18 protein-coding genes and 1 riboswitch are annotated in these 20,919 nt (G+C 76.1%); of the genes, 12 read left to right on the forward strand and 6 right to left on the reverse strand.

Going from position 1 to position 20,919, the window contains the following annotated elements; translation table 11 throughout:
• Positions 1–6 precede the first annotated feature (6 nt).
• From AC07BS_RS31240 to AC07BS_RS31250, 3 genes are all read right to left on the reverse strand, one after another.
• The gene (locus AC07BS_RS31240) at positions 7–1,389 is read right to left on the reverse strand and encodes a hypothetical protein (protein ID WP_478648607.1); all 1,383 of its coding nucleotides are present in this window, start codon (positions 1,387–1,389) and stop codon (positions 7–9) included.
• A 112-nt stretch (positions 1,390–1,501) separates the two neighbouring features.
• On the reverse strand, positions 1,502–2,626 hold the full coding sequence (locus AC07BS_RS31245) for an alpha/beta hydrolase (RefSeq protein ID WP_478648604.1): 1,125 nt from the start codon (positions 2,624–2,626) through the stop codon (positions 1,502–1,504).
• 120 nt (positions 2,627–2,746) lie between these two features.
• On the reverse strand, positions 2,747–3,445 hold the full coding sequence (locus AC07BS_RS31250) for a class II aldolase/adducin family protein (protein ID WP_478935181.1): 699 nt from the start codon (positions 3,443–3,445) through the stop codon (positions 2,747–2,749).
• Positions 3,446–3,557: 112 nt separating this feature from the next.
• Here AC07BS_RS31250 and AC07BS_RS31255 point away from each other — a divergent pair, with 112 nt between their 5' ends.
• The 9 genes from AC07BS_RS31255 (at position 3,558) to cobC (ending at position 13,618) form a co-directional block, all read left to right on the forward strand.
• The gene (locus AC07BS_RS31255; protein WP_478648599.1) at positions 3,558–4,817 is read left to right on the forward strand and encodes an inorganic phosphate transporter; all 1,260 of its coding nucleotides are present in this window, start codon (positions 3,558–3,560) and stop codon (positions 4,815–4,817) included.
• A gap of 19 nt (positions 4,818–4,836) precedes the next feature.
• Positions 4,837–5,079, forward strand: coding sequence for a hypothetical protein (locus AC07BS_RS31260; RefSeq protein WP_478648596.1), 243 nt, complete (start codon positions 4,837–4,839; stop codon positions 5,077–5,079).
• 136 nt (positions 5,080–5,215) lie between these two features.
• Positions 5,216–5,338, forward strand: a riboswitch (cobalamin riboswitch).
• A gap of 122 nt (positions 5,339–5,460) precedes the next feature.
• Complete coding sequence (locus tag AC07BS_RS31265; protein WP_478935182.1) at positions 5,461–6,420, forward strand: cobalamin biosynthesis protein; 960 nt, start codon at positions 5,461–5,463, stop codon at positions 6,418–6,420.
• The gene (locus AC07BS_RS31270) at positions 6,417–7,937 is read left to right on the forward strand and encodes a cobyric acid synthase (RefSeq protein ID WP_478935183.1); all 1,521 of its coding nucleotides are present in this window, start codon (positions 6,417–6,419) and stop codon (positions 7,935–7,937) included. The genes AC07BS_RS31265 and AC07BS_RS31270 overlap by 4 nt, the downstream gene beginning before the upstream one ends.
• 46 nt (positions 7,938–7,983) lie before the next feature.
• A complete protein-coding gene (locus AC07BS_RS31275) occupies positions 7,984–10,092 on the forward strand; it encodes a putative cobaltochelatase (protein WP_478935184.1) in 2,109 nt (702 codons plus the stop codon).
• Entirely contained in the window at positions 10,092–10,691 is a 600-nt protein-coding gene (cobO, locus tag AC07BS_RS31280) for a cob(I)yrinic acid a,c-diamide adenosyltransferase (RefSeq protein ID WP_478935185.1), read from the forward strand. Before AC07BS_RS31275 ends, cobO begins: the two co-directional genes overlap by 1 nt.
• Positions 10,688–12,148, forward strand: coding sequence for a cobyrinate a,c-diamide synthase (locus tag AC07BS_RS31285; RefSeq protein WP_478935186.1), 1,461 nt, complete (start codon positions 10,688–10,690; stop codon positions 12,146–12,148). Before cobO ends, AC07BS_RS31285 begins: the two co-directional genes overlap by 4 nt.
• Positions 12,145–12,531, forward strand: coding sequence for a cobalamin biosynthesis protein (locus AC07BS_RS31290; protein WP_478935187.1), 387 nt, complete (start codon positions 12,145–12,147; stop codon positions 12,529–12,531). The genes AC07BS_RS31285 and AC07BS_RS31290 overlap by 4 nt, the downstream gene beginning before the upstream one ends.
• 34 nt (positions 12,532–12,565) lie before the next feature.
• Entirely contained in the window at positions 12,566–13,618 is a 1,053-nt protein-coding gene (gene cobC, locus AC07BS_RS31295) for an Rv2231c family pyridoxal phosphate-dependent protein CobC (protein WP_478648580.1), read from the forward strand.
• Between the two features lie 30 nt (positions 13,619–13,648).
• Here the strand turns inward: cobC and AC07BS_RS31300 are convergent, their stop codons facing one another.
• Together AC07BS_RS31300 and AC07BS_RS31305 are read right to left on the reverse strand one after the other, a co-directional pair.
• Complete coding sequence (locus AC07BS_RS31300) at positions 13,649–14,617, reverse strand: SCO1860 family LAETG-anchored protein (RefSeq protein ID WP_478935188.1); 969 nt, start codon at positions 14,615–14,617, stop codon at positions 13,649–13,651.
• Positions 14,618–14,821: 204 nt separating this feature from the next.
• Positions 14,822–15,958 carry an amidohydrolase family protein gene (locus tag AC07BS_RS31305; protein WP_478935189.1) on the reverse strand — a complete coding sequence of 379 codons (1,137 nt, stop codon included), beginning with the start codon at positions 15,956–15,958 and terminating at the stop codon, positions 14,822–14,824.
• A 375-nt stretch (positions 15,959–16,333) separates the two neighbouring features.
• On the opposite strand from AC07BS_RS31305, the gene AC07BS_RS31310 reads away from it, so the two are divergent.
• Positions 16,334–17,590, forward strand: a complete 1,257-nt coding sequence (locus AC07BS_RS31310) for a sensor histidine kinase (protein WP_478935190.1) — start codon at positions 16,334–16,336, stop codon at positions 17,588–17,590.
• Positions 17,591–17,595: 5 nt separating this feature from the next.
• Complete coding sequence (locus AC07BS_RS31315; RefSeq protein WP_478648762.1) at positions 17,596–18,246, forward strand: response regulator; 651 nt, start codon at positions 17,596–17,598, stop codon at positions 18,244–18,246.
• 55 nt (positions 18,247–18,301) lie between these two features.
• Here the strand turns inward: AC07BS_RS31315 and AC07BS_RS31320 are convergent, their stop codons facing one another.
• A complete protein-coding gene (locus AC07BS_RS31320; RefSeq protein ID WP_478935191.1) occupies positions 18,302–19,441 on the reverse strand; it encodes a serine hydrolase domain-containing protein in 1,140 nt (379 codons plus the stop codon).
• A 154-nt stretch (positions 19,442–19,595) separates the two neighbouring features.
• On the opposite strand from AC07BS_RS31320, the gene AC07BS_RS31325 reads away from it, so the two are divergent.
• Positions 19,596–20,792, forward strand: coding sequence for a TerD family protein (locus AC07BS_RS31325; RefSeq protein WP_478648760.1), 1,197 nt, complete (start codon positions 19,596–19,598; stop codon positions 20,790–20,792).
• Positions 20,793–20,919: the final 127 nt, after the last annotated feature.

Consider the following 20,919-nt stretch of genomic DNA (forward strand, 5'->3'; position numbering starts at 1 on the left):
GCGCGGTCAGGCACCGCCCCGGTGCACCTGGAAGGCGGCCCGGCGCACGGCCTTGGCCAGTGCCGGGTCGGGGTGGGCGGCCGCCAGCGCGACCAGCACCTGGACCGTACGGGGGTGCCCCACGGCCCGTACCTCCTCCAGCAGGCCCGGGACGGTGCCCTGGACGGCGGAGTCGAGGTGCCGGACCAGCAGCCTGCTCTCGCCGTGGTCGGCGACGGCGGCCGCGGTGTCCACCCACAGCCAGGTGGCCTCCTCCCGGGTGAGGACCTCCGCGGCCTCCTCCGGGTCGTGGCCCTCGTGCTCGGCCAGCCACAGCAGCGCGTACGGGCGCAGCACCGGCTCCCCGGCCGCGGCCCGCACCGCGGGCTCGGCGGGGGCGCCGACGGCGCGCAGGGCCTCGAAGGCCAGGCCGCGGACCATGGCGTCGTCGGCCCGGGCGGCGTCCAGCAGCTCGGCGACGGCGCTGCGCACCGGCCGGGCGGCCAGCCAGGCGCGGTACTCGGCGCGGGCCGGGCCGGGGGTGAGGTCGGCGCAGCCGCGCAGCATGGCCTCGGCGGACAGCTCGATGTTGCCGGCGGGGCTCTGCGCGGCGACGCAGATCTGTTCGAGCTTGACCCACACCGCCCAGTTGCCCAGCGGGGTCAGCACGGCCTCGGCGCGCGGGCCGGCGTCGCCCCGCATGCCGAGCGCGCCCACCGAGGCCAGGCCGCGCAGGGCCCAGTCGAGGAGCTCGGGCAGCGGGTCCCCGGCGGCCGGGACGGGGGGCGGGGGCGGCTGGGTGCCGTAGGGGACCTCGCAGCGCTCGGCGCGGATCTCGGCGACGCGCTGCTGGAGCAGGTCCAGCAGCATGGCGACGGAGACCGGCCCTGCCGACAGGTGCATGACGGACAGCAGCTGGGGGGCGGCCTCGACGACCTCGGCGGCGATGGTGGGGTCCGTGCCGACGGGCTCGGGGTGGGCCAGCGACCAGGCGTCGAAGAGGGCGACCCAGCCGCGCAGGACGGCACTGTCGTCGCGGTCCCAGGCCTGCAGCCGCCAGCCGGGGCGGGCGACGCCGTCGTGGAGCTCCAGGAGCCCGGCGAGGCGGGCGCGGTCCCAGTCGGAGCGCACCTGGCCCGTCGTCAGACCCAGGGCGGCGGCGGCCCGCTCGACGGTCTCGTCGCACAACCCGCCGCCGCGGGAGCGCTCCTCGGCGGCCCAGCGGGCCAGCCGGACCGCGCCGGCCAGTCCGGCTCTGGCCTGCCGGGCCAGTTCCGGCCGGGCCGGGATGCCTGCGGGCGGTCGCGGCGCCGGGCGGGAGCCTCGGTTCGCCACGGCCCGGCGGGCGGCGGCGATCGGCTGTCGGGGGACGAGTCTGAGCCGGGAGTCGCGCGGAGTACGGGACGTCACAGGAGCAGTCTTGCCGTTCACGCTCCGAAAACCCAATCGGAATCAACTATCCGGCCGCGCGCACCCCATGGGGGGAAGTCGCAGGCAGGGCGCGCGCCACCGGGCGCGCGGGTCACATCAGGGGGATCAGGAAGCGCCGCAGGGCCTCCTCGTAGCCGGCCGGGCCGGCGTTCCAGGACGCCGCGTGACCGGCTCCGCGCACCAGGCGCAGGGTGACGAGCTCGGGCCGTGCCGCGGCGAGTTCGCGGGAGCGGGCGGGCGGCGCGATGGGGTCGTCGGTGCCGTGCGCCAGGAGGGTGGGGACGGTCAGCAGGGCGGGGTCGGCGGCGGACAGCAGGGCGCCGGGGGCGAGACCGATCCGGCCCTCGGTCGCCCGGACCGCAAGCGGAATGAGCGGCGCCGGGACGCGGTGGGCCGCGAGGGCGCGCAGCGCGGCGGGCCAGTCGAGCACCGGGGAGTCCAGGACGAGGCCGCAGACGTGCTCGCGCAGCGCGGACTCCTGGGCGGCGAGCAGGGCCATGGTGGCGCCGGTGGACCAGCCGAGCAGGACGACGCGGCGGGCGCCGTTGCGCAGGGCGTAGCGGAGGGCGGCGTCGACATCCCGCCACTCCCGGGCACCGAAGTGGCTGATTCCGTGCGCCGGGCGGGGTGCCCCGGGGTCGCCCCGGTAGGAGAGGGCGAGGACGGGGAGCCGCTGCCGGTGCAGGAAGGGCAGGACGTTCAGGGTGTGCTCGCGGGTGGTGCCCAGGCCGTGGAGGGCGACGACCCAGGTGTCGCGGGCGGCGGGCACGAACCAGGCGGGCAGGTGGCCGAGCTCGCCGGGCACCAGGACGTCGGTGTGGGCGATGCCCAGCGCGTCGAGCGGGTCACCGGTGTGGAGGCCGGGCGTCAGCCAGACGTGGTCGCCCCGGGCCGGGCCGCCGTGGGCGATGTGCTCCAGGCTCCGCACGACGCACTGGTGGGGGTGGGAGACGTCGGCCACCACGTCCCCGACGACGGCGTGCAGCCCGCGCCCGGCCAGCCCGTAGGTGCCGCGGCGCAGGGTGGCGGGGGTGCGGGTGAGGGTGACGGTGCCGGGCCCGGTGTCGTGGACGGCGATCCGCGGCTCGCCCGGCGTCGGGTGACCGGGCCCGGTCCTCAGGGCGGCGTCGCCGGCGTACCGGCCGGCCGCCACCGCGGCCGCTCCGGCACCGATCAGAGTGGTGGCGGTCACCGCCGCCGCCTGGCGCAGGCCCATCACTCCCAGTGTGGGCTCGGGCCCCGGCTCGGGCCAGTGGGCGCGCCCGGGCCGGGTCCTCGCGCCGGCGGGCCGGGGTCGAACGCGCCGGGTCAGGCGGGCCGGGGTCCGCGCGCCGGGTCAGGCGGGCCGCTGCCCGTAGCCGCGCAGCTTGGCGGCCGTCGCGTCGAGGTCGGCGGGGGTGAGCAGGGCGGGCGCGAGGCCGGGGACGCCGGAGGCGGCGAGCCAGACCCCGCACATCCACTCCAGCTGGGCGGTGCGGTCGTAGGCCTGCTCCAGGGTGGCGCCGTGGGTGAGGGTGCCGTGGTTGCCCAGCAGGCAGCCGGTGCGGCCCTCCAGGGCGTCCAGGACGTGGCCGGCCAGCTCGTCGCTGCCGTAGAGGGCGTAGGGGGCCACCCGGACCGGCCCGCCGAGCGCCGCGGCCATGTAGTGGATCAGGGGGAGCTCGGTGACGAGGGTGGAGACGGCGGTGGCGTGCACCGCGTGGGTGTGCACGATCGCGGCGGCGTCGGTGGCGCGGTAGACGGCGAGGTGCATGGGCAGCTCGCTGGTGGGGGTCAGCTCGCCGATCACCTGACGGCCGGAGAGGTCGACGCCGGTGATGTCGCCGGGGCCGAGCCGGTCGTAGGGGACGCCGCTGGGAGTGACGAGCACCACGTCCCCGGCCCGGGCCGAGACGTTCCCGGAGGTGCCCACGACAAGTCCGTCGGTGGTGGTGCGGCGGGCGGTGGCCACCACCTCCGCCCAGACGCGCCTTGGGTCGTCGCCGGTTCCGGCGCTCGCGCGTGCGCTCCCGTGGATCTCTTCGTGCGGACTCATCGGTGCTCGCCTCCGGTTCGCGTCGGGGATCGATCCGATCCCGTTCACCTTCCGTTCACCCTGGATCCCTACGGTCGCCGCGTACTGACCATCGAGCTGATTGCCTGGGTGAATGGAAAACATCACGCTTCTCATCGGGATCGTGATCGTCACGGCCTTGGTGTTCGACTTTACGAACGGCTTCCACGACACGGCCAACGCCATGGCCACCACCATCTCCACCGGGGCCCTCAAGCCCAAGGTGGCCGTGGCCATGTCGGCCGTGCTCAACCTCGTCGGCGCGTTCCTGTCCGTGGAGGTCGCCAAGACGATCTCCGGCGGGATCATCGACGAGACCGCGGGCATCAGGCCGGAAGTGATCTTCGCCGGGCTCGTCGGCGCGATCGTCTGGAACCTGCTGACCTGGCTCGCGGGCCTCCCCTCCAGCTCCTCGCACGCCCTCTTCGGCGGTCTGATCGGCGCGACGGTCGTCGCCGTCGGCTTCGACGCGGTCAACACCGACAAGGTCGTGATGAAGGTCCTCATCCCGGCCGTCGCCGCGCCGCTGGTCGCCGGCATCGCCGCCTGGTGCGCGACCCGGCTCACCTACCGCCTCGCCCGGGGCCGCGACGAGCAGGAGACCGCCAAGGGCTACCGCGCCGGGCAGATCGCCTCGGCCGCCCTGGTCTCCCTCGCCCACGGCACCAACGACGCCCAGAAGACCATGGGTGTGATCACCCTCGCGCTGGTCGCCGGCGGCGTCATCGCCCCGCACTCCGACCCGCCCATGTGGGTCATCGTCTCCGCGGGCCTGGCCATCGCGCTCGGTACGTACCTCGGCGGCTGGCGCATCATCCAGACGCTCGGCAAGGGCCTGACCGACATCAAGCCCGCCCAGGGCTTCGCCGCCCAGACCGGCGCCGCGACCGTCATCCTCGCCTCCTCGCACATCGGCTTCGCGCTCTCCACCACCCAGGTCTGCTCCGGCTCGATCATGGGCGCCGGCCTCGGCCGCAAGGGCGGCGTGGTGCGCTGGTCGACCGCCGGCCGCATGGTCATGGCCTGGGGCCTGACCCTGCCCGCCGCGGGTCTGGTCGCCGGTGGCGCCGCCCTCCTCGCCGACCAGGGCGACTGGGGCGTGACCGCGGTCGCCGTCCTCGGCCTCGGCGTGTCCGGCGCGATCTGGCTGGCCTCGCGCCGCAAGCCGGTGACGCACGACAACGTCAACGACCTCAACCAGCCGCAGGGCGTGGACGCCGAGCCGCTCGAGCCCGCCGGTGTCATCACCGCCGCGCTCCAGGCCGTCGCCCCGCCGCCGGCCGGCCCCCTGGCCGCCGCCCCGGCGACCGCCTCCTCCGCCGCCCCCGCCGCCCCCGCCCCGGCGACGAGCTAAGGAACCAAGGAACCCCGTCATGCAGATCAACTGGGAAGCCCTCGGCCAGGTCTTCGGCGTCAGCCTCGTCGTGACCGTCGGACTCGTCGGCCTCTTCACCCTCGGCATCGTCGGCACCGCGCCCCGCAAGCCCCAGGAGCAGCCGGACGGCACCGTCGCCGCGCCCGTCGCTCCCAACGCACTCGCGCGCACCGGCGCGTACGCCTGCTTCGCGGCGTGCGCGGCGGCCGTCGGATACGGCATCTTCCTCATCGTCTCCTGAGCGCCCGGCGGCGCCCCCGGGCGCCGTCGACATCCACGCATACCTCCCCCACGGCCCGGGAAGGCCGCAGGTCAGCTGTGAGTTGACTGCCCTTCCCGGGCCGTGGTGGACTTCCGGAGCCAAACGGCGACAGCAGAGGAAGCCGGTGCGAATCCGGCGCGGTCCCGCCACTGTCACCGGGGAGCGTCCTCCACCGAGGGCCACGGCCCGCCCGCGGGCTGGAAGGCCGGAGCGACGCCGATCCGGGAGCCAGGAGACTCTGGTCGCCGGTCACGTCGAGCCAGGGCGCGGACCCTGAGTGAGGACACATCGCCATGCCCGGCCGCACACCCCCCGCCCCACGACGCACCCACCTCCGAGGCGCGACGGCGGTCTGAGCCGATGCGCGCCGACCACCTCGGCTTCGCGTGCGGTGCCGCGCTCGGCTTCACCGGCGACCTCCTGCTCGGCGACCCCCGCCGCGGCCACCCCGTGGCCGCCTTCGGACGCGCCGCGCACGCCGTCGAACAGCGCCTGTGGCGCGACCACCGCGGCGCCGGCGCCCTCCACACCCTGGTGTGCGCGGGCGGCACCATTGCCGGAGCCGCCCTGCTGACCCGCGCCGTACGCCCCTCCCGCGCCGCCCGCGTCGCCCTGACCGCCGCCACCACCTGGGCCGTGCTCGGCGGCACCTCGCTGGGGCGCGAGGCCCGCGCCGTCGGCGGGGCGCTCGCCGCCGGCGACCTCGCCGCCGCCCGCGCGCGGCTGCCCCACCTGTGCGGCCGCGACCCGCAGTCCCTGGACGAGCGGCAGATCGCGCGCGCCGTCGTGGAATCCGTCGCCGAGAACACCTCCGACGCCGTCGTGGGCGCGCTGGTGTGGGGCGCGCTCGGCGGCGTCCCCGGACTGGCCGGCTTCCGGGCGGTGAACACCCTGGACGCGATGGTGGGCCACAAGTCCCCCCGCTACCGCCGGTTCGGCTGGGCCTCCGCCCGCCTGGACGACGTCGCCGGCTGGCCCGGCGCCCGGCTCACCGCGGCCCTCGCCGTCCTCGCCGGCCCCGACCCGCGCGGCGCCCTGCGCGTCGCCCGCCGAGACGCCTCCCGCCACCCCAGCCCCAACGCCGGGCCGGTCGAGGCCGCCTTCGCCGGGGCCCTCGGGGTACGGCTGGGCGGCACCCTCGCCTACGCCGGTCGCGTCGAGCACCGCCCCGTCCTGGGCGCGGAGAACCGGCCGGTCGAGGTGGCGGACATCGAGCGCGCCGTCGCGCTCTCGCGCCGGGTCTCGGCGCTCGCCCTGACGACGGCATTGGTGACGAGGGCGGCCGTGGCGGCCGCGACAAGGAGGAGGCGGTGTCGGTGACGACCGGGAGGGGCGGGGGCCTGCTGGTGGCCGGCACCACCTCCGACGCGGGCAAGAGCGTGGTGACCGCCGGCATCTGCCGCTGGCTGGTCCGCAAGGGCGTCAAGGTCGCGCCCTTCAAGGCGCAGAACATGTCGCTCAACTCGTATGTGACGCGCGAGGGCGCGGAGATCGGGCGGGCCCAGGCCATGCAGGCCGCGGCCGCGCGCGTCGAGCCCAGCGCGCTGATGAACCCGGTGCTCCTCAAGCCCGGCGGGGACCGCAGCAGCCAGGTCGTCCTGATGGGCAGGCCGGTGGGTGAGCTCAGCGCGCGCGGCTACCACGCGGGCCGCCAGGAGCAGCTGTTCGACACGGTGACCGAGTGCCTGGAGGAGCTGCGGCGTACGCACGACGCGGTCGTCTGCGAGGGCGCGGGCAGCCCGGCGGAGATCAACCTGCGGCGCAGCGACATCGTCAACATGGGCCTCGCCCGGGCGGCCCGGCTGCCCGTGGTCGTCGTCGGCGACATCGACCGGGGCGGCGTCTTCGCCTCCTTCTTCGGCACCACGGCCCTGCTCTCGCCCGAGGACCAGGAACTGATAGCGGGTTACCTCGTCAACAAGTTCCGGGGTGACGTCACGCTCCTGGAGCCCGGCATGGAGATGCTGCGCGGGCTGACGGGCCGCCGGACGTACGGCGTGCTGCCGTTCGCCCACGGCCTGGGCATCGACGAGGAGGACGGCCTGCGCGTCTCGCTGCGCGGTGCCGTCCGCGAGTCGGTGGTGGCCCCGCCGCACGGCGCCGACATCCTGCGCGTGGCGGTGTGCGCGGTGCCCCTGATGTCCAACTTCACGGACGTGGACGCGCTGGCCGCCGAACCCGGCGTCGTGGTGCGGTTCGTCGACCGGCCCGAGGAGCTCGCCGACGCCGACCTGGCCGTCGTACCGGGCACCCGCGGCACGGTACGGGCCCTCGACTGGCTGCGCGAGCGCGGCCTGGCCGCCGCCCTCGCCCGGCGCGCGGCCGAGGGCCGGCCGGTGCTGGGCGTCTGCGGCGGCTTCCAGGTGCTCGGCGAGCGCATCGAGGACGAGGTGGAGTCCCGGGCCGGCGTGGTCGAGGGCCTCGGCCTGCTGCCGGTGCGCGTCCGCTTCGCGGCGGGGAAGACCCTCGCCCGGCCGGTCGGCGAGGCGCTGGGCGAGCGGGTCGAGGGGTACGAGATCCACCACGGCGTGGCGGACGTCCTGGGCGGCGACGAACCGTTCCTGGACGGCTGCCGGGTGGGCGCGGTCTGGGGCACCCACTGGCACGGCTCGCTGGAGAGCGACGGCTTCCGGCGGGCGTTCCTGCGGCGGGTGGCGAAGGCGGCGGGACGGGCCTTCGAGCCGGCCCCGGACACGTCGTTCGCGGCCCTGCGGGAGGAACAGCTGGACCGGCTGGGCGACCTGATCGAGGAACACGCGGACACGGACGCGCTGCTGCGGCTGATCGAGGACGGGGTGCCGGCCGGCGCCCCCTTCATACCGCCGGGGGCGCCGTGAGTACCCCTACCGGCCGTCGTCGTTCCCCCCAGGGAGGTAACCGCTGATGTCCTCGTCCACCTACCCCTTCACCGCGATCGTCGGTATGGACGACATGCGGCTGGGCCTGTTGCTCAACGCGATCTCGCCGGCCATCGGCGGAGTGCTCGTGCGGGGTGAGAAAGGCACGGCCAAGACCACCGCGGTCAGGAGCCTCGCCGCCCTGCTGCCCGAGGTCGTGACCGTCGCGGACTGCCGGTTCTCCTGCGACCCGGCGGCGCCGGACCCGCGGTGCCCGGACGGGCCGCACGCGGGCGGCGACCGGGCGGCGCGCCCCGCGCGCATGGTCGAGCTGCCCGTCGGCGCCTCCGAGGACCGGCTCGTCGGCGCGCTCGACATCGAGCGGGCGCTGGGCGAGGGCGTGAAGGCGTTCGAGCCCGGCCTGCTGGCCGCCGCGCACCGGGGCGTGCTCTACGTCGACGAGGTCAATCTGCTGGGCGACCACCTGGTCGACTCGCTGCTCGACGCGGCGGCGACCGGCGTCTCCTCCGTCGAGCGCGAGGGCGTCTCCGTCCGGCACGCCTCCCGCTTCCTCCTCGTCGGCACCATGAACCCCGAGGAGGGCGAGCTGCGCCCGCAGCTCCTCGACCGCTTCGGCCTGACCGTCGAGGTCGCGGCCTCGCGCGAGCCCGAGGAACGCGTCGAGGTCGTGCGCCGGCGCCTGGCCTTCGACGAGGACCCGGCGGGCTTCGCCGGCACGTGGGCGCCGGAGGAGGACGCGCTGCGCGAGCGCATCGCCGCCGCGCGGGCGCTGCTGCCGGCCGTACGGCTCGGGGACGGCGCGCTGCGCCGGATCGCGGCGGTGTGCGCCGGGTTCGAGGTGGACGGCATGCGCGCGGACATCGTCACCGCGCGCACCGCCGCCGCGCTGGCCGCGTGGGCGGGGCGTACGGACGTGACGACGGCTGACGTCCGGCAGGCGGCCCTGCTGTCGCTGCCGCACCGGCGCCGGCGGAACCCCTTCGACGCCCCCGGCCTCGACGAGGACAAGCTCGACGACATCCTGAACGGTTTCGAGGACCCCGAGGACGAGGACCCCGAGCCGGAGCCGGACGGTCCGCAGCCGGACGGGGACGGCCCCGACGGTCCCGGCAGTGGACCGGACGGCGGTCCCGACGGCGGTGGGCAGCCCCCTCGGGACGCGGGCGACGGGCCCGACGGCGATGCCGGCGCTCCGGACGTACCGTCCCAGCGGCAGGACCCCGAGCCCTCCTCCCCCGCCCCGCAGGAGGCCTCGGCTCCGGCGGGCGACGGTGGCGGGGAGGCTCCCGAGGCCCCCGCCGTGGCCGCCGCGGAGCCGTTCCGGACCCGCAGGTTCACCGTTCCCGGCCTCGGTGAGGGCGCCGACGGGCGGCGTTCGCGCGCGCTCACGGCGCACGGCCGGACGACGGGGGCGCGCCGCCCCCGGGGCGGGCCCCTGACCCGGCTGCACCTCGCCGCGACCGTACGGGCCGCCGCGCCGCACCAGCGGGCGCGCGGGCGCGGCGGACCGGGGCTGGTGGTCCGGCGCGACGACCTGCGCGAGGCGGTGCGCGAGGGCCGCGAGGGCAACCTCGTGCTGTTCGTCGTCGACGCCTCCGGCTCGATGGCCGCCCGCAAGCGGATGAGCGCGGTCAAGGGCGCGGTCCTGTCGCTGCTCATGGACGCCTACCAGCGCCGCGACAAGATCGGGATGGTGACGTTCCGGGGCTCGGGCGCGGAGGTGGCGCTGCCGCCGACGTCGTCCGTGGAGGCGGGCGCTGCCCGGCTGGAGAAGCTGCCGACGGGCGGCCGTACGCCGCTGGCGGCGGGGCTGCTGCAGGCGCACGAGGTGCTGCGGGTGGAGCGCATGCGCGATCCCGCGCGCCGTCCGCTGCTGGTCGTCGTGACGGACGGCCGGGCCACGGGCGGGGTCGAGCCGCTGGCGCGGGCCGCCCGCGCGGCGGGGCTGTTCGCGGGCACCGGCGTCGCCTCGGTGGTCGTGGACTGCGAGGCCGGGCCGGTGCGGCTCGGGCTGGCGGGCGAGCTGGGCCGGGCGCTCGGCGGGCCGGTCGTGACCCTCGACGATCTGCGCGCGGAGAATGTCTCCGCGCTGGTACGTACCGTACGCAACACCGACTCACGGAGGGCCGCGTAATGCCCCAGGGACAACCGACCGTCGTACCGGACGACGGCCTCACCACGCGTCAGCGCCGCAACCGGCCGCTGGTCCTCGTCCACACCGGTATCGGCAAGGGCAAGTCGACGGCGGCCTTCGGGCTGGCGCTGCGGGCGTGGAACCAGGGCTGGCCGATCGGTGTTTTCCAGTTCGTGAAGTCCGCGAAGTGGAAGGTCGGCGAGGAGAACGCGCTGCGCGTGCTGGGCGCCTCCGGCGAGGGCGGCACGGTGGACTGGCACAAGATGGGCGAGGGCTGGTCCTGGATCCAGCGCGACAGCGAGCTCAGCAACGAGGAGAAGGCCCGTGAGGGCTGGGAACAGGTCAAGCGCGACCTGGCGGCGGAGACGTACAAGCTCTACGTGCTGGACGAGTTCGCGTATCCGATGCACTGGGGCTGGATCGACACCGACGAGGTGATCGAGGTGATGCGGGACCGCCCCGGCACCCAGCACGTCGTCATCACCGGCCGCAACGCCCCGGAGAAGCTGCTGGACTTCGCCGATCTGGTGACGGACATGTCCAAGGTCAAGCACCCGATGGACGCCGGTCAGAAGGGCCAGCGGGGCATCGAGTGGTGAGTACGCGCGTCCCCCGCCTGGTCATCGCCGCCCCGGCCTCCGGCAGCGGCAAGACCACCGTGGCCACCGGGCTGATGCGGGCCTTCGCGGACGCGGGGCTCGCCGTGTCGCCGCACAAGGTCGGCCCGGACTACATCGACCCGGGCTACCACGCGCTCGCGACCGGCCGCCCGGGCCGCAACCTCGACGCCTTCCTGTGCGGCCCGGAGCTCGTGGCCCCGCTGTTCCTCCACGGGGCCGCGGGCTGCGACGTGGCGGTCGTCGAGGGCGTGATGGGCCTCTACGACGGCGCGGCCGGGCAGGGGGAGCTGGCGTCGACGGCGCACGTGGCGAAGCTGCTGCGGGCGCCGGTGGTGCTCGTGGTCGACGCGTCGTCGCAGTCGCGGTCGGTGGCCGCGCTGGTGCACGGCTTCGCCTCCTGGGACCCGGAGGTACGGGTCGCGGGCGTCATCCTCAACAAGGTCGGCTCGGACCGGCACGAGGCGCTGCTGCGGGAGGCCCTGGAGGAGTCGGGGGTGGCGGTGCTGGGCGCCGTGCGGCGGGCCGGGCAGGTGCACACGCCGTCGCGGCACCTGGGGCTGGTGCCGGTGGCGGAACGCCGTACCGAGGCGCTGGAGTCGGTGGCCGCGCAGGCGGACCGTGTACGCGAGGGCTGCGACCTGGAGGCCCTCCTGGCGCTGGCCCACAGCGCGCCGCCGCTGGACGCCGAACCGTGGAGCGCCTGCGGCGAGCCTCTCCCCCACCCCGCCCCTTCCCGAAACCGGGGGCAAGCCCCCGGCCCCCCGGACCGCGCTGACGCGCGGCGTCCTCAAACGCCGGACGGGCTGGACGACGCCGCGTTGCACGGTGCCCCCGTCATCGCCGTCGCCGGCGGCCCGGCGTTCACCTTCTCGTACGCCGAGCACACGGAGCTTCTCCGGGCCGCCGGCGCGGAGGTCGTCACCTTCGACCCCCTCCACGACGAGGCGCTCCCCGACCGCACCGCCGGCCTCGTCATCGGCGGCGGTTTCCCCGAGATGTACGCGGCCGAGCTCTCCGCCAACGAGCCGCTGCGCCAGGCCATAACGGCGCTGGCCCGATCGGGCGCACCCGTCGCCGCCGAGTGCGCGGGCCTCCTCTACCTCGCCCGCGGTCTCGACGGCAAGCCCATGTGCGGTGTCCTCGACGCCGACGCCCGGATGTCGGAGCGCCTCACCCTCGGTTACCGGGAGGCCGTCGCGATCGCGGACAACGCGCTCGCCCCGGCCGGCACCCGGGTCCGGGGGCACGAGTTCCACCGTACGGTCGTCGAGCCGACGGCCGGTGCCGTGCCGGCCTGGGGGATCACTCATCCCGCCCGCCGGGTGGAGGGTTTCGTCCAGGGCAACGTCCACGCCTCGTACCTCCACGTCCACTGGGCGGGAGCCCCCGGTACGGCGGAGCGGTTCGTGGCGGCGGCAGCGGCGGGCCGAGGGTGAGCGGCGGCCTGTACGTCGGCGTCGGCTGCTGCCGCGACGTGGCCGCCGCCGAGGTGCTCGCGCTCGTCGGGGAGGCCCTGGCGGAGGCGGGCGGCGGCGTGGTCGCCGCGCTGGCCACCGTCGAGGCGCGGGCCGGCGAGCCCGGCCTGCTGGCCGCGGCCGCGCGGCTGGGCGTGCGCCTCACCTCGTACGCCCCCGACGTGCTGGCCGCGCAACCGGTGCCGCACCCCTCCGAGACGGCCCGCCGGGCCCTCGGCACGCCCGGCGTCGCGGAGGCGGCGGCGCTGCTGGCGGCGGGTCCGGGGGCGCTGCTGGCCGTGCCCAAGCGGAAGTCGGCGCGGGTCACCGCGGCCGTCGCGCGCCGCCCGGCCCGACCCGCGTGAACAGCCCGTACGCCCCCTCAGTACCGTCTATCGCATGCGTGAATCGACCGAGCCCGACCTGCGGCACCACGGAGACGCCGAAGTGCGCGGCATGGGCGCGGAGCTGACGGACCTCGCCGTCAATGTCCGGGCCGGTACGCCCCCGCAGTGGCTGCGCGAGCGCATAGCCGGCTCGCTGGGCTCCCTGGCCGCGTATCCGGACGGCCGGGCGGCCCGGCGGGCCGTGGCGGCGCGTCACGGTCTGCCGGAGGAGCGGGTGTTGCTGACGGCCGGGGCGGCCGAGGCGTTCGTGCTGCTGGCCCGGGCGCTGCCGGTGCGGCGGCCGGTGGTGGTGCATCCTCAGTTCACCGAGCCGGAGGCGGCGCTGCGCGACGCCGGGCACACGGTGGAGCGCGTGGTGCTCGACGCGGCGGACGGCTTCCGCTTCGACCCGCGCTCGGTGCCGGGGGACGCGGACCTGGTGATCGTGGGCAATCCCACCAACCCGACCTCGGTGCTGCATCCCGCCCGGACCCTGGCGCGGCTCGCCCGGCCGGGGCGGTTCCTGGTCGTGGACGAGGCGTTCATGGACGCGGTGCCCGGTGAGCGGGAGTCGCTCGCGGCCCGTACGGACCTGCCGGGCCTCATCGTGCTGCGCAGTCTGACCAAGACCTGGGGGCTGGCGGGGCTGCGCGTCGGGTACGTGCTGGCGTCGCCGGGCAAGATAGCCCGGCTGGAGCGGGCGCAGCCGCTGTGGCCGGTGTCCTCGCCGGCGCTGACGGCGGCCGAGGCGTGCAGCGGGCCCGCGGCGCTGGCCGAGGCCTCGGCGGCCGCCGACCGGATCGCCGTCGACCGGGCCCATCTGCAGCTGCGGCTGGCGGAGTTCGCGGAGGTCACCGTGTTCGGCCCGGCGGCCGGCCCGTTCGTGCTGATCCGGACGAAGCGGGCCGACGCCGTGCGGTCGCGGCTGCGCCATCTGGGCTTCGCGGTGCGCAGGGGCGACACCTTCCCCGGGCTGGGGTCGGACTATCTGCGGCTCGCGGTGCGGGACCGGGCGACGACGGACCGCTTCATCGCCGCCCTGGAGGAGGCGCTGGCCTCCGTCTGAGCCGTCTCCTCCGCTCTCCCGCTCAGCCGCTCAGCCGCGGGCGGACCTGCGGCGGCGGGCCGCGTAGAGCGCCGCCCCGCCCGCGGCGACGAGGAGTCCGGCCGCGCCCGCCAGGTAGGGCGTGGCGGAGCTGCCGCCGGTCTCGGCCAGGTCGCTCGTCACGGGCTCGGCCGCCCTGCCGCCGTGCGCCGCGGGGCGCGGCTTCACCTCCGTACCGCCAGTACCGCCCGTATCGCCCGTACCGCTCGTGTCGGTGGATCCGCCCGCCGGCGCCTCGCAGCCGGCCCGGGCGAGGGTGACCCGGCCCCGTACCTTCGCCACGCCGAGGGCCAGGGGGTCGAGGGTGACGTCGAGGCCGAGCGCGGTGGCCGCCGCCGTACGCGAGGTGGTGGCGGTCCTCGACAGCTCCAGCCGCACCTCGCCGACGCCGGGCACCGCGACCTTGGTGGGGCCCGTGGCGCTGAGCGTGACCTTCCGGCCGAGCACGGAGACGGTGCCGGGCACGTGGGCGGTGGCGGTGGGGGTGCGGCCCGCCGCGCAGACCGCCTCGGCCGTGACCTGCTCCACCTCGATCAGCGAGCGCAGCGGCAGGCCGGGGACGTGGACCTTCGCGTGGACGAGTACCACCCTGCCCCGGGCGGCTGTCCGGTCGGCGGTGGCGGTGGCGTCCGCGGTGTCGGCGCGCAGGAGGGTGACGGGCCGGCCGTTCTCGACGCCGTCGAGGGTGACCGCGAGGGCCGTCCGGTGGGCGTCGGCGGGTGCCTTGACGTCGTTGAGGACCGCGTCGACGGGGACGTGGGCGGCCCCGCCGAGCAGGGAGAGGTCGAGGCCGGTGCGCAGGACGGTCGCGCTCGCCGTGCCGGAACCCTTGGAGGAGTCGGTTCCGGTGGCGTGGGCGGGTGCGGCGCCCAGGGCGAGGGCGGTGGCGGTGGCCGTCGCGGCCAGCGCGGTGAGCCGGTGTGCGGGCACGCCGGAGGCAGGGCTGGTGGTGCTGAACACGTGTGTGGAACCCCCACGGGAGAACGGAGCCGCCGGCGCGCCAATGGGGGACATCGCGCGCCGGCGGCGTCGACCCCGCCATGGTCTGCGCCGAACGGGTGAACTCCCAGTGATCCGGCGTCGATTCACTCCAAAGGAGGGGTTTCGCGTGCGGGTTCGATTCACCGGGCACGGCTGTCGCGGGAGTCACCCACGCTCCTGCGCTCAGCTCACCACGCGCCCCCTCAGCACCACCCTGCGCGGCGTCCCCAGGACCCGGACATCGGCGCGCGGGTCGGCGTCGTACACCACGAGGTCGGCCGGCGCGCCCTCCTCGATCCCGGGGCGGCCCAGCCACGCGCGCGCCCCCCAGGTGGCCGCCGACAGCGCGGCCGCCGCCGGGATGCCGGCCCTGACCAGCTCGCCGACCTCCTGGGCGACCAGGCCGTGGGGCAGCGAGCCGCCCGCGTCGGTGCCGACGAAGACGGGGATGCCGGCGTCGAAGGCGGCGCCCACGGTCGCGTACCGCCGTGCGTGGAGCCGCCGCATGTGGTCCGCCCAGCGCGGGAACTTGCCCTCGCCGCCCTCCGCGAGCCGGGGGAAGGTCGCGATGTTGACCAGCGTCGGCACGATGGCCACGCCCCGCTCGGCGAAGAGCGGGATCGTCTCCTCCGTCAGGCCCGTGGCGTGCTCGACACAGTCGATGCCCGCCTCCACCAGCGGCGCGAGCGTCTCCTCGGCGAAGCAGTGGGCGGTGACGCGGGCGCCCAGCCGGTGCGCCTCGGCGATGGCGGCCTCGACCTCGCCGCGCGGCCAGCAGGCCGCCAGGTCGCCGGTCTCGCGGTCGATCCAGTCGCCCACCAGCTTGACCCAGCCGTCGCCCCGGCGCGCCTCGCGGGCCACGTACGCGACCAGGTCCTCCGGCTCGATCTCGTGGGCGTAGTTGCGGATGTAGCGGCGGGTGCGGGCGATGTGGCGGCCGGCCCGGATGATGCGCGGCAGGTCCTCGCGGTCGTCGATCCAGTGGGTGTCGGAGGGCGAGCCGGCGTCACGCAGCAGCAGCGCACCGGCGTGACGCTCCGTCAGCGCCTGCTTCTCGGCGGTCGCCTCGTCGACGGCACCATGGGCGTCGAGCCCGACGTGGCAGTGCGCGTCCACCAGCCCCGGCAGCACCCAGCCCTCGACGGTGGTGACGTCGCGCGCCCCGGCCGGCCGGTCGAACGTGATCCGTCCGCCCACCACCCACAGCTCGTCGCGCACCCCGTCGACCGGGTCCGCGCCGGTCAATATCCGTCCCTTGATGTGCAGCACCGGCGGATCCTGCGGATCCGGCACGGCCGCGCTCGCGTTCGTGGTGACCATGCACGCACTGTACGAGTCCATGGTCGCGCCGTACGGGCCGCCGGTCGACCGCCCTGAGGATGAAACCGGGATCGGTCCACGGCAGGGCAACCGTCCCGGCCTTCTCTTGCGCGGGCAGGAGCGGGTTGTCCCCCCGAGGAGCGATACGGTCTGCCGTTCAGGCCGACGTGCGGGGGCGGCCGCCGCGGAATTCTGGATGTATGAGCAACTTGACGAAAGTTTCACAGCAGATCATGCCGAAGTCGGTCGTTTGCCGGCAGATCACCTCATCGGGATGCCTCCTGAACCGGGACGACCACCCCACGCGCCGCGCCCCGCGGCGGGCGGGGCCCTGACGGGTGACGGGCGGCCCGGGCGGTCGCCTACCCTGTCCGGGTGATCAAGCGCCTGGGGGGAGCGACGCTGGGCCGCGGGGCCAGGCTGCGCTGGGTGCACCTGCTGCTCGGCGGTGCCCTGCTGATGCCCTACTTCCTGCTGACGAACACCGCGCTGTCGGTCGTCACCCCGCGCGCGAGCCTCTTCCTCGGGCCGTCGCTCGGCTGGCAGTTCGCCACCTTCGGGCTGGCCCTGCTGCCCGCCGCCGTCACCGCGCTCCACCCGCTCGCCCGGCCACTGGAGGTCGGTGCCGCGCGGGCGCTGTGCGGGGTGCCGCGGGAGGAGCTGGACACCCGGCCCGCCCGGTCGTGGGCGGCGCGCGGGCGCACGGCCGTCTGGTACGTCCTCCACCTGCTGGCCGGCGGCTGCGTCAGCGGCATGTCACTGGCCGCGCCGCCCGCCGCCCTGTACCTGATGGCCATGCCCCTCCTGGGCGACCGGGGCCGCGCCGCGGACCCCGGCTGGGTCGCCTTCTTCCGGGGTCCGGGGCTGCCGCTGGCCCCCGTGGCCGGCCTGGCCCTGCTGGCGCTGATCGCCGGCGCGTCCTGGGCGGCGGGCGCCCTGCTGACGCGCTGCGCGCCCGTCCTGCTCGGGCCGACGGCGGCCGACCGGCTGGCCGAGGCCGAGGCCCACGCCCTGCGGCTGGCCCTGCGCAACCGGCTGGCCCGCGAGCTGCACGACTCGGTCGGGCACGCGCTCAGCGCCGTGTCCCTCCAGGCGAGCGCGGCGCGGCGGGTCCTGGACACCGACCCCGCCTTCGCCCGGCAGGCCCTGGAGGCCATCGAGGAGACGACGCGGGCGGCGGTCGGCGAACTCGACACCGTCCTCGGCCTGCTGCGCGAGGACGGCCCCGCCTCCGCCGCGCCCGCCCCCACCCTCGCCGACCTGGACGGCCTCCTGCGGCGCACCCGCGCGGCGGGCGGCACGGTCGACAGCGCCGTACCGGGCGACCTGGCGGCGGTACCGCCGGTCGTCTCCCGCGAGGCCTACCGGATCGTCCAGGAGGGGCTCGGCAACGCCCTGCGCCACGCGGGCGCCGTGCCCGTACGGCTGCGCATCACCGTGGACGACGACCTGGAGGTCACCTTGGAGAATCCCGTACGGCACACCCCCGGCCGGAGCCGCGCGGGCGGCGGGCGGGGGCTGGCCGGCATCGCCGAGCGCGCCCGGCTGCTGCGCGGCGACAGCACCGCCGGCGCCCACGACGGCGTGTGGCGGCTGTCGGTCCGGCTGCCCCTGCGGGGGGACGCCCGGTGACCGCGATACGGGTCGTCCTCGCCGACGACGAGCACCTGGTCCGTACGGCCCTGCGGGCCATCCTGGGCGCCGAGCCCGGCCTGGAGGTCGTCGGCGAGGCGACCACCGGTGCCGAGGCGGTGGCGGTGGTGCGCGAACTGCGCCCCGACGTCGTGCTGATGGACGTCCGCATGCCCGAGGTGGACGGCATCCGGGCCACGGAGCGCATCCTGGCCACCATGGAAGCGCCGCCGCGCATCGTCGTCGTCACCACGTTCGAGAACGACAGCTATGTGTACGACGCGCTGCGCGCCGGGGCCGCCGGTTTCGTCCTGAAGCGGGCGGGCGCCGACGAACTCGTGCAGGCCGTCCGGGTGGTGGCCCGCAGCGACTCGCTGCTGTTCCCCTCGGCGGTGCGGGCCCTCGCCGCCGCGCACACCGTCCGCCGGGCCGACGACGCGGCCGCCCGGCTGCGCGAGCGGCTGTCCGGGCGGGAGACCGAGGTGCTGGAGCTGATGACGGCCGGCCTGTCGAACGCCGAGATCGCCGAGCGGATGACGGTGGGCGCGGCCACCGTCAAGTCGCACGTGGCGGCGGTGCTCGCCAAGCTGGGGGTGCGCGACCGCACCCAGGCGGTGATCGCCGCCTACGAGTGCGGCTTCGTGTCGCCGCGCTGACGCGTCCGTGGCCGACTCCCGGCGGGGGCCGGCCACGGACGCGGGGCGCCGGGGATCAGGCGGCGCAGTCGTGCACGGCCTTCAGCAGCGCGGCCACCTCGGGCGCCGCGCCGCCGGGGAAGGCGAACCGGCGCCGGTTGTAGCCGAAGGCCAGGCCGGTGGACGGGTCGGCCAGGGCCATCGAACCGGCGGCACCGCTGTGCCCGAAGGCCCGCGCCCCCAGGAAGGGGTAGTCGGTCGACGCGGGGGCGAAGCCCAGCCCGAACGCCTGCTGCGAGCCCAGCACCAGGTCGTGGCCCACCGAGTGCGGCTGGGCGAACTCGGCCGCCGTCTCCGGCGTCAGCAGCGGCGCCCTGCCGTCGACCTCGCTGATGGCGGCCGCGTACATCCGCGCGAGACCGCGCGCGGAGGCCATGCCGCCCACCGAGGCGGGCCCGCCGGCCCGGACGGCCCGGGAGTTGGGCAGGGCCTCCAGGACGGTGGGCACCTCGTGGTGGAGGTTGAAGGCGACCCCCAGCCAGCTGTGCGGGCCGGCCGCCCCCTCGGCCAGGGCGCGCTTCTGCTCGGGCGTGGGGTCCATGGGCTGGGTGTCGAGCACCCGGTGCTCCTGGTCCTCGGGCAGGCCCAGGTAGAAGTCGAGGCCGTAGGGCGCCCGGACGCGCTCCTCGTAGACCTCCTGGAGGGTGGAGCCGGTCGCGCGCCGCACGACCTCACCGGTGAGCGCCCCGATGACGTAGGCGTGGTAGCCGAAGGCGCTGCCCGGCCGCCAGTACGGGCGCTGGCCGGCCAGCCGCTCGGCGATGGCCCGGTCGTCGGCCAGCTCGGCGGCGGTGAAGCCGCCCTCGACACCGATCAGCCCGGCGCGGTGGGCCAGCAGGTCCCGGAGGGTGACGCCCTCCTTGCCGGCGGCGCCGAACTCGGGCCAGTAGTGGGACACCGGCTTGTCCAGCTCCAGCGTGCCGTCCTGGACGAGCAGCGCCACCGTCAGGTGGGCCGCGCCCTTGGTGGAGGAGAAGACGCCGGTGAGCGAGTCGGCCGTGATCTCCGGGCCGCCCCACAGGTCGACGACCCGCTTCCCCCCGACGTACGCGGCCAGCTGGGCCGCGTGGCCGGCGCGCTCCTGCGCCAGCGAGGCCTCGAAGGCCTCGCGCACCGGCTCGAATCCCTCGGCCACGGTTCCCTGCGCGAGCGTCATCCGCGATCCCCCCAGAGTCATGATCGGAAGAGTGGTGTGCCCACCCACAGCCATGGCACGCGTTCGAATATTCCCCCGCCGTTCCCCCCGGTTTTCGACCCTCCGGTCATGGAACCGTAAAGGCCCACGGCTCGTTACCCCGGACATGACCGCTATGACACCCGGCTCGAACATCCCGCTCTCCGTCGCCCGTGTGACGGTGGACGTCACCGCCCCGGTGCGGCTCGACGTTTCGGGCCTGCTGCTCACCGCCGACGGCAAGGTGCGCTCCGACGACGACTTCGTCTTCTACAACCAGCCCCAGGGCGGCCCGGGCGTGACCCACCGGGCCGCGTCCGGCGCCACTCCCGACGCGATCACCGTCGACACCGCGGCCGTCCCGGCCGTCATCGAGAAGATCGTGGTCACGGCGAGCCCGGACGCCCAGGGCGCCACCTTCGCCGGCATCGAGCCGACCGCGACCGTCCGCGACGCCGACAGCGGCGCGGTGCTCGCCACGTTCACCCCGCCCCGGCTGGGCACGGAGACGGCGCTGCTGATCGTGGAGGTCTACCGGCGCAACGGCGCGTGGAAGGTGCGGGCGGTCGGGCAGGGCTACGCGAACGGCCTGGCGGGCATCGCCACCGACTTCGGCGTGAGCGTGGAGGAGCCGGCCCCGGCCCCCGCCGCGGCGCCCGTGGCCCCGCCCGTCGCGGCCCCGCCCATGCCGGCGGCCGCTCCGCCGGTGCCGGCCGCGCCGCCCGCTCCCCCGGCGCCGGCCCCGGCCGCGCCCGGCAAGGTCAACCTCGACAAGGGCCGGGTCAGCCTCCGCAAGAACGAGACGGTGTCCCTGGTGAAGGGCGGTCAGCCGCTGACCCGCTCGGTGCGGATGGGCCTGGGCTGGGAGCCCGCCTGGAACGGCCGCGCGATCGACCTGGACGCCTCGGTCATCGCCTACGGCCCCGACCGCAACATGATCGACGCCTGCTACTTCGGCCGGCTCCAGATCCTGAACGGCGCCATCCAGCACTCGGGCGACAACCTCACCGGCGACGGCTCGGGCGACGACGAGACCATCACCGTGCACATGGGCGGCCTGCCGCCGGAGGTGACGGGCCTGGTCTTCACCGTCTGCTCGTTCAACGGCCAGAAGTTCACCGAGGTCGCCAAGGCCTACTGCCGCCTGCTGGACGCGCAGACCGGCGAGGAGCTCGTGCGCTTCGACCTCACCGGCTCGGAGGCCAAGACCGGCGTGCTGATGTGCAAGTTCATCCGCCAGTACACCGGCGAGTGGGAGATGACGGCCATGGGCGACTTCGTCAAGGCGAAGACGGTCCGCGACCTGGTCCGCCCGGCGGCGGAGGCGCTGTAGGCACGTCACCCGCCGTAAGCCCCAGCCGCCGCGGGCGGGGGGGGGGGGGGGGGGGGGGGGGGGGGGGGGGGGGGGGGGGGGGGGGGGGGGGGGGGGGGGGGGGGGGGGGGGGGGGGGGGGGGGGGGG

Source organism: Streptomyces sp. NPDC044063 (assembly GCF_056434285.1).

What these genes read in the sequence shown, in the direction of transcription:
- AC07BS_RS31245 (WP_478648604.1), bottom strand. Translation starts at nt 2,626, where the DNA reads ATGGGCCTGCGCCAGGCGGCGGCGGTGACCGCCACCACTCTGATCGGT.
- AC07BS_RS31250 (WP_478935181.1), bottom strand. Translation starts at nt 3,445, where the DNA reads ATGAGTCCGCACGAAGAGATCCACGGGAGCGCACGCGCGAGCGCCGGA.
- AC07BS_RS31255 (WP_478648599.1), top strand. Translation starts at nt 3,558, where the DNA reads ATGGAAAACATCACGCTTCTCATCGGGATCGTGATCGTCACGGCCTTG.
- AC07BS_RS31260 (WP_478648596.1), top strand. Translation starts at nt 4,837, where the DNA reads ATGCAGATCAACTGGGAAGCCCTCGGCCAGGTCTTCGGCGTCAGCCTC.
- AC07BS_RS31265 (WP_478935182.1), top strand. Translation starts at nt 5,461, where the DNA reads ATGCGCGCCGACCACCTCGGCTTCGCGTGCGGTGCCGCGCTCGGCTTC.
- AC07BS_RS31275 (WP_478935184.1), top strand. Translation starts at nt 7,984, where the DNA reads ATGTCCTCGTCCACCTACCCCTTCACCGCGATCGTCGGTATGGACGAC.
- cobO (WP_478935185.1), top strand. Translation starts at nt 10,092, where the DNA reads ATGCCCCAGGGACAACCGACCGTCGTACCGGACGACGGCCTCACCACG.
- cobC (WP_478648580.1), top strand. Translation starts at nt 12,566, where the DNA reads ATGCGTGAATCGACCGAGCCCGACCTGCGGCACCACGGAGACGCCGAA.
- AC07BS_RS31305 (WP_478935189.1), bottom strand. Translation starts at nt 15,958, where the DNA reads ATGGTCACCACGAACGCGAGCGCGGCCGTGCCGGATCCGCAGGATCCG.
- AC07BS_RS31320 (WP_478935191.1), bottom strand. Translation starts at nt 19,441, where the DNA reads ATGACGCTCGCGCAGGGAACCGTGGCCGAGGGATTCGAGCCGGTGCGC.
- AC07BS_RS31325 (WP_478648760.1), top strand. Translation starts at nt 19,596, where the DNA reads ATGACACCCGGCTCGAACATCCCGCTCTCCGTCGCCCGTGTGACGGTG.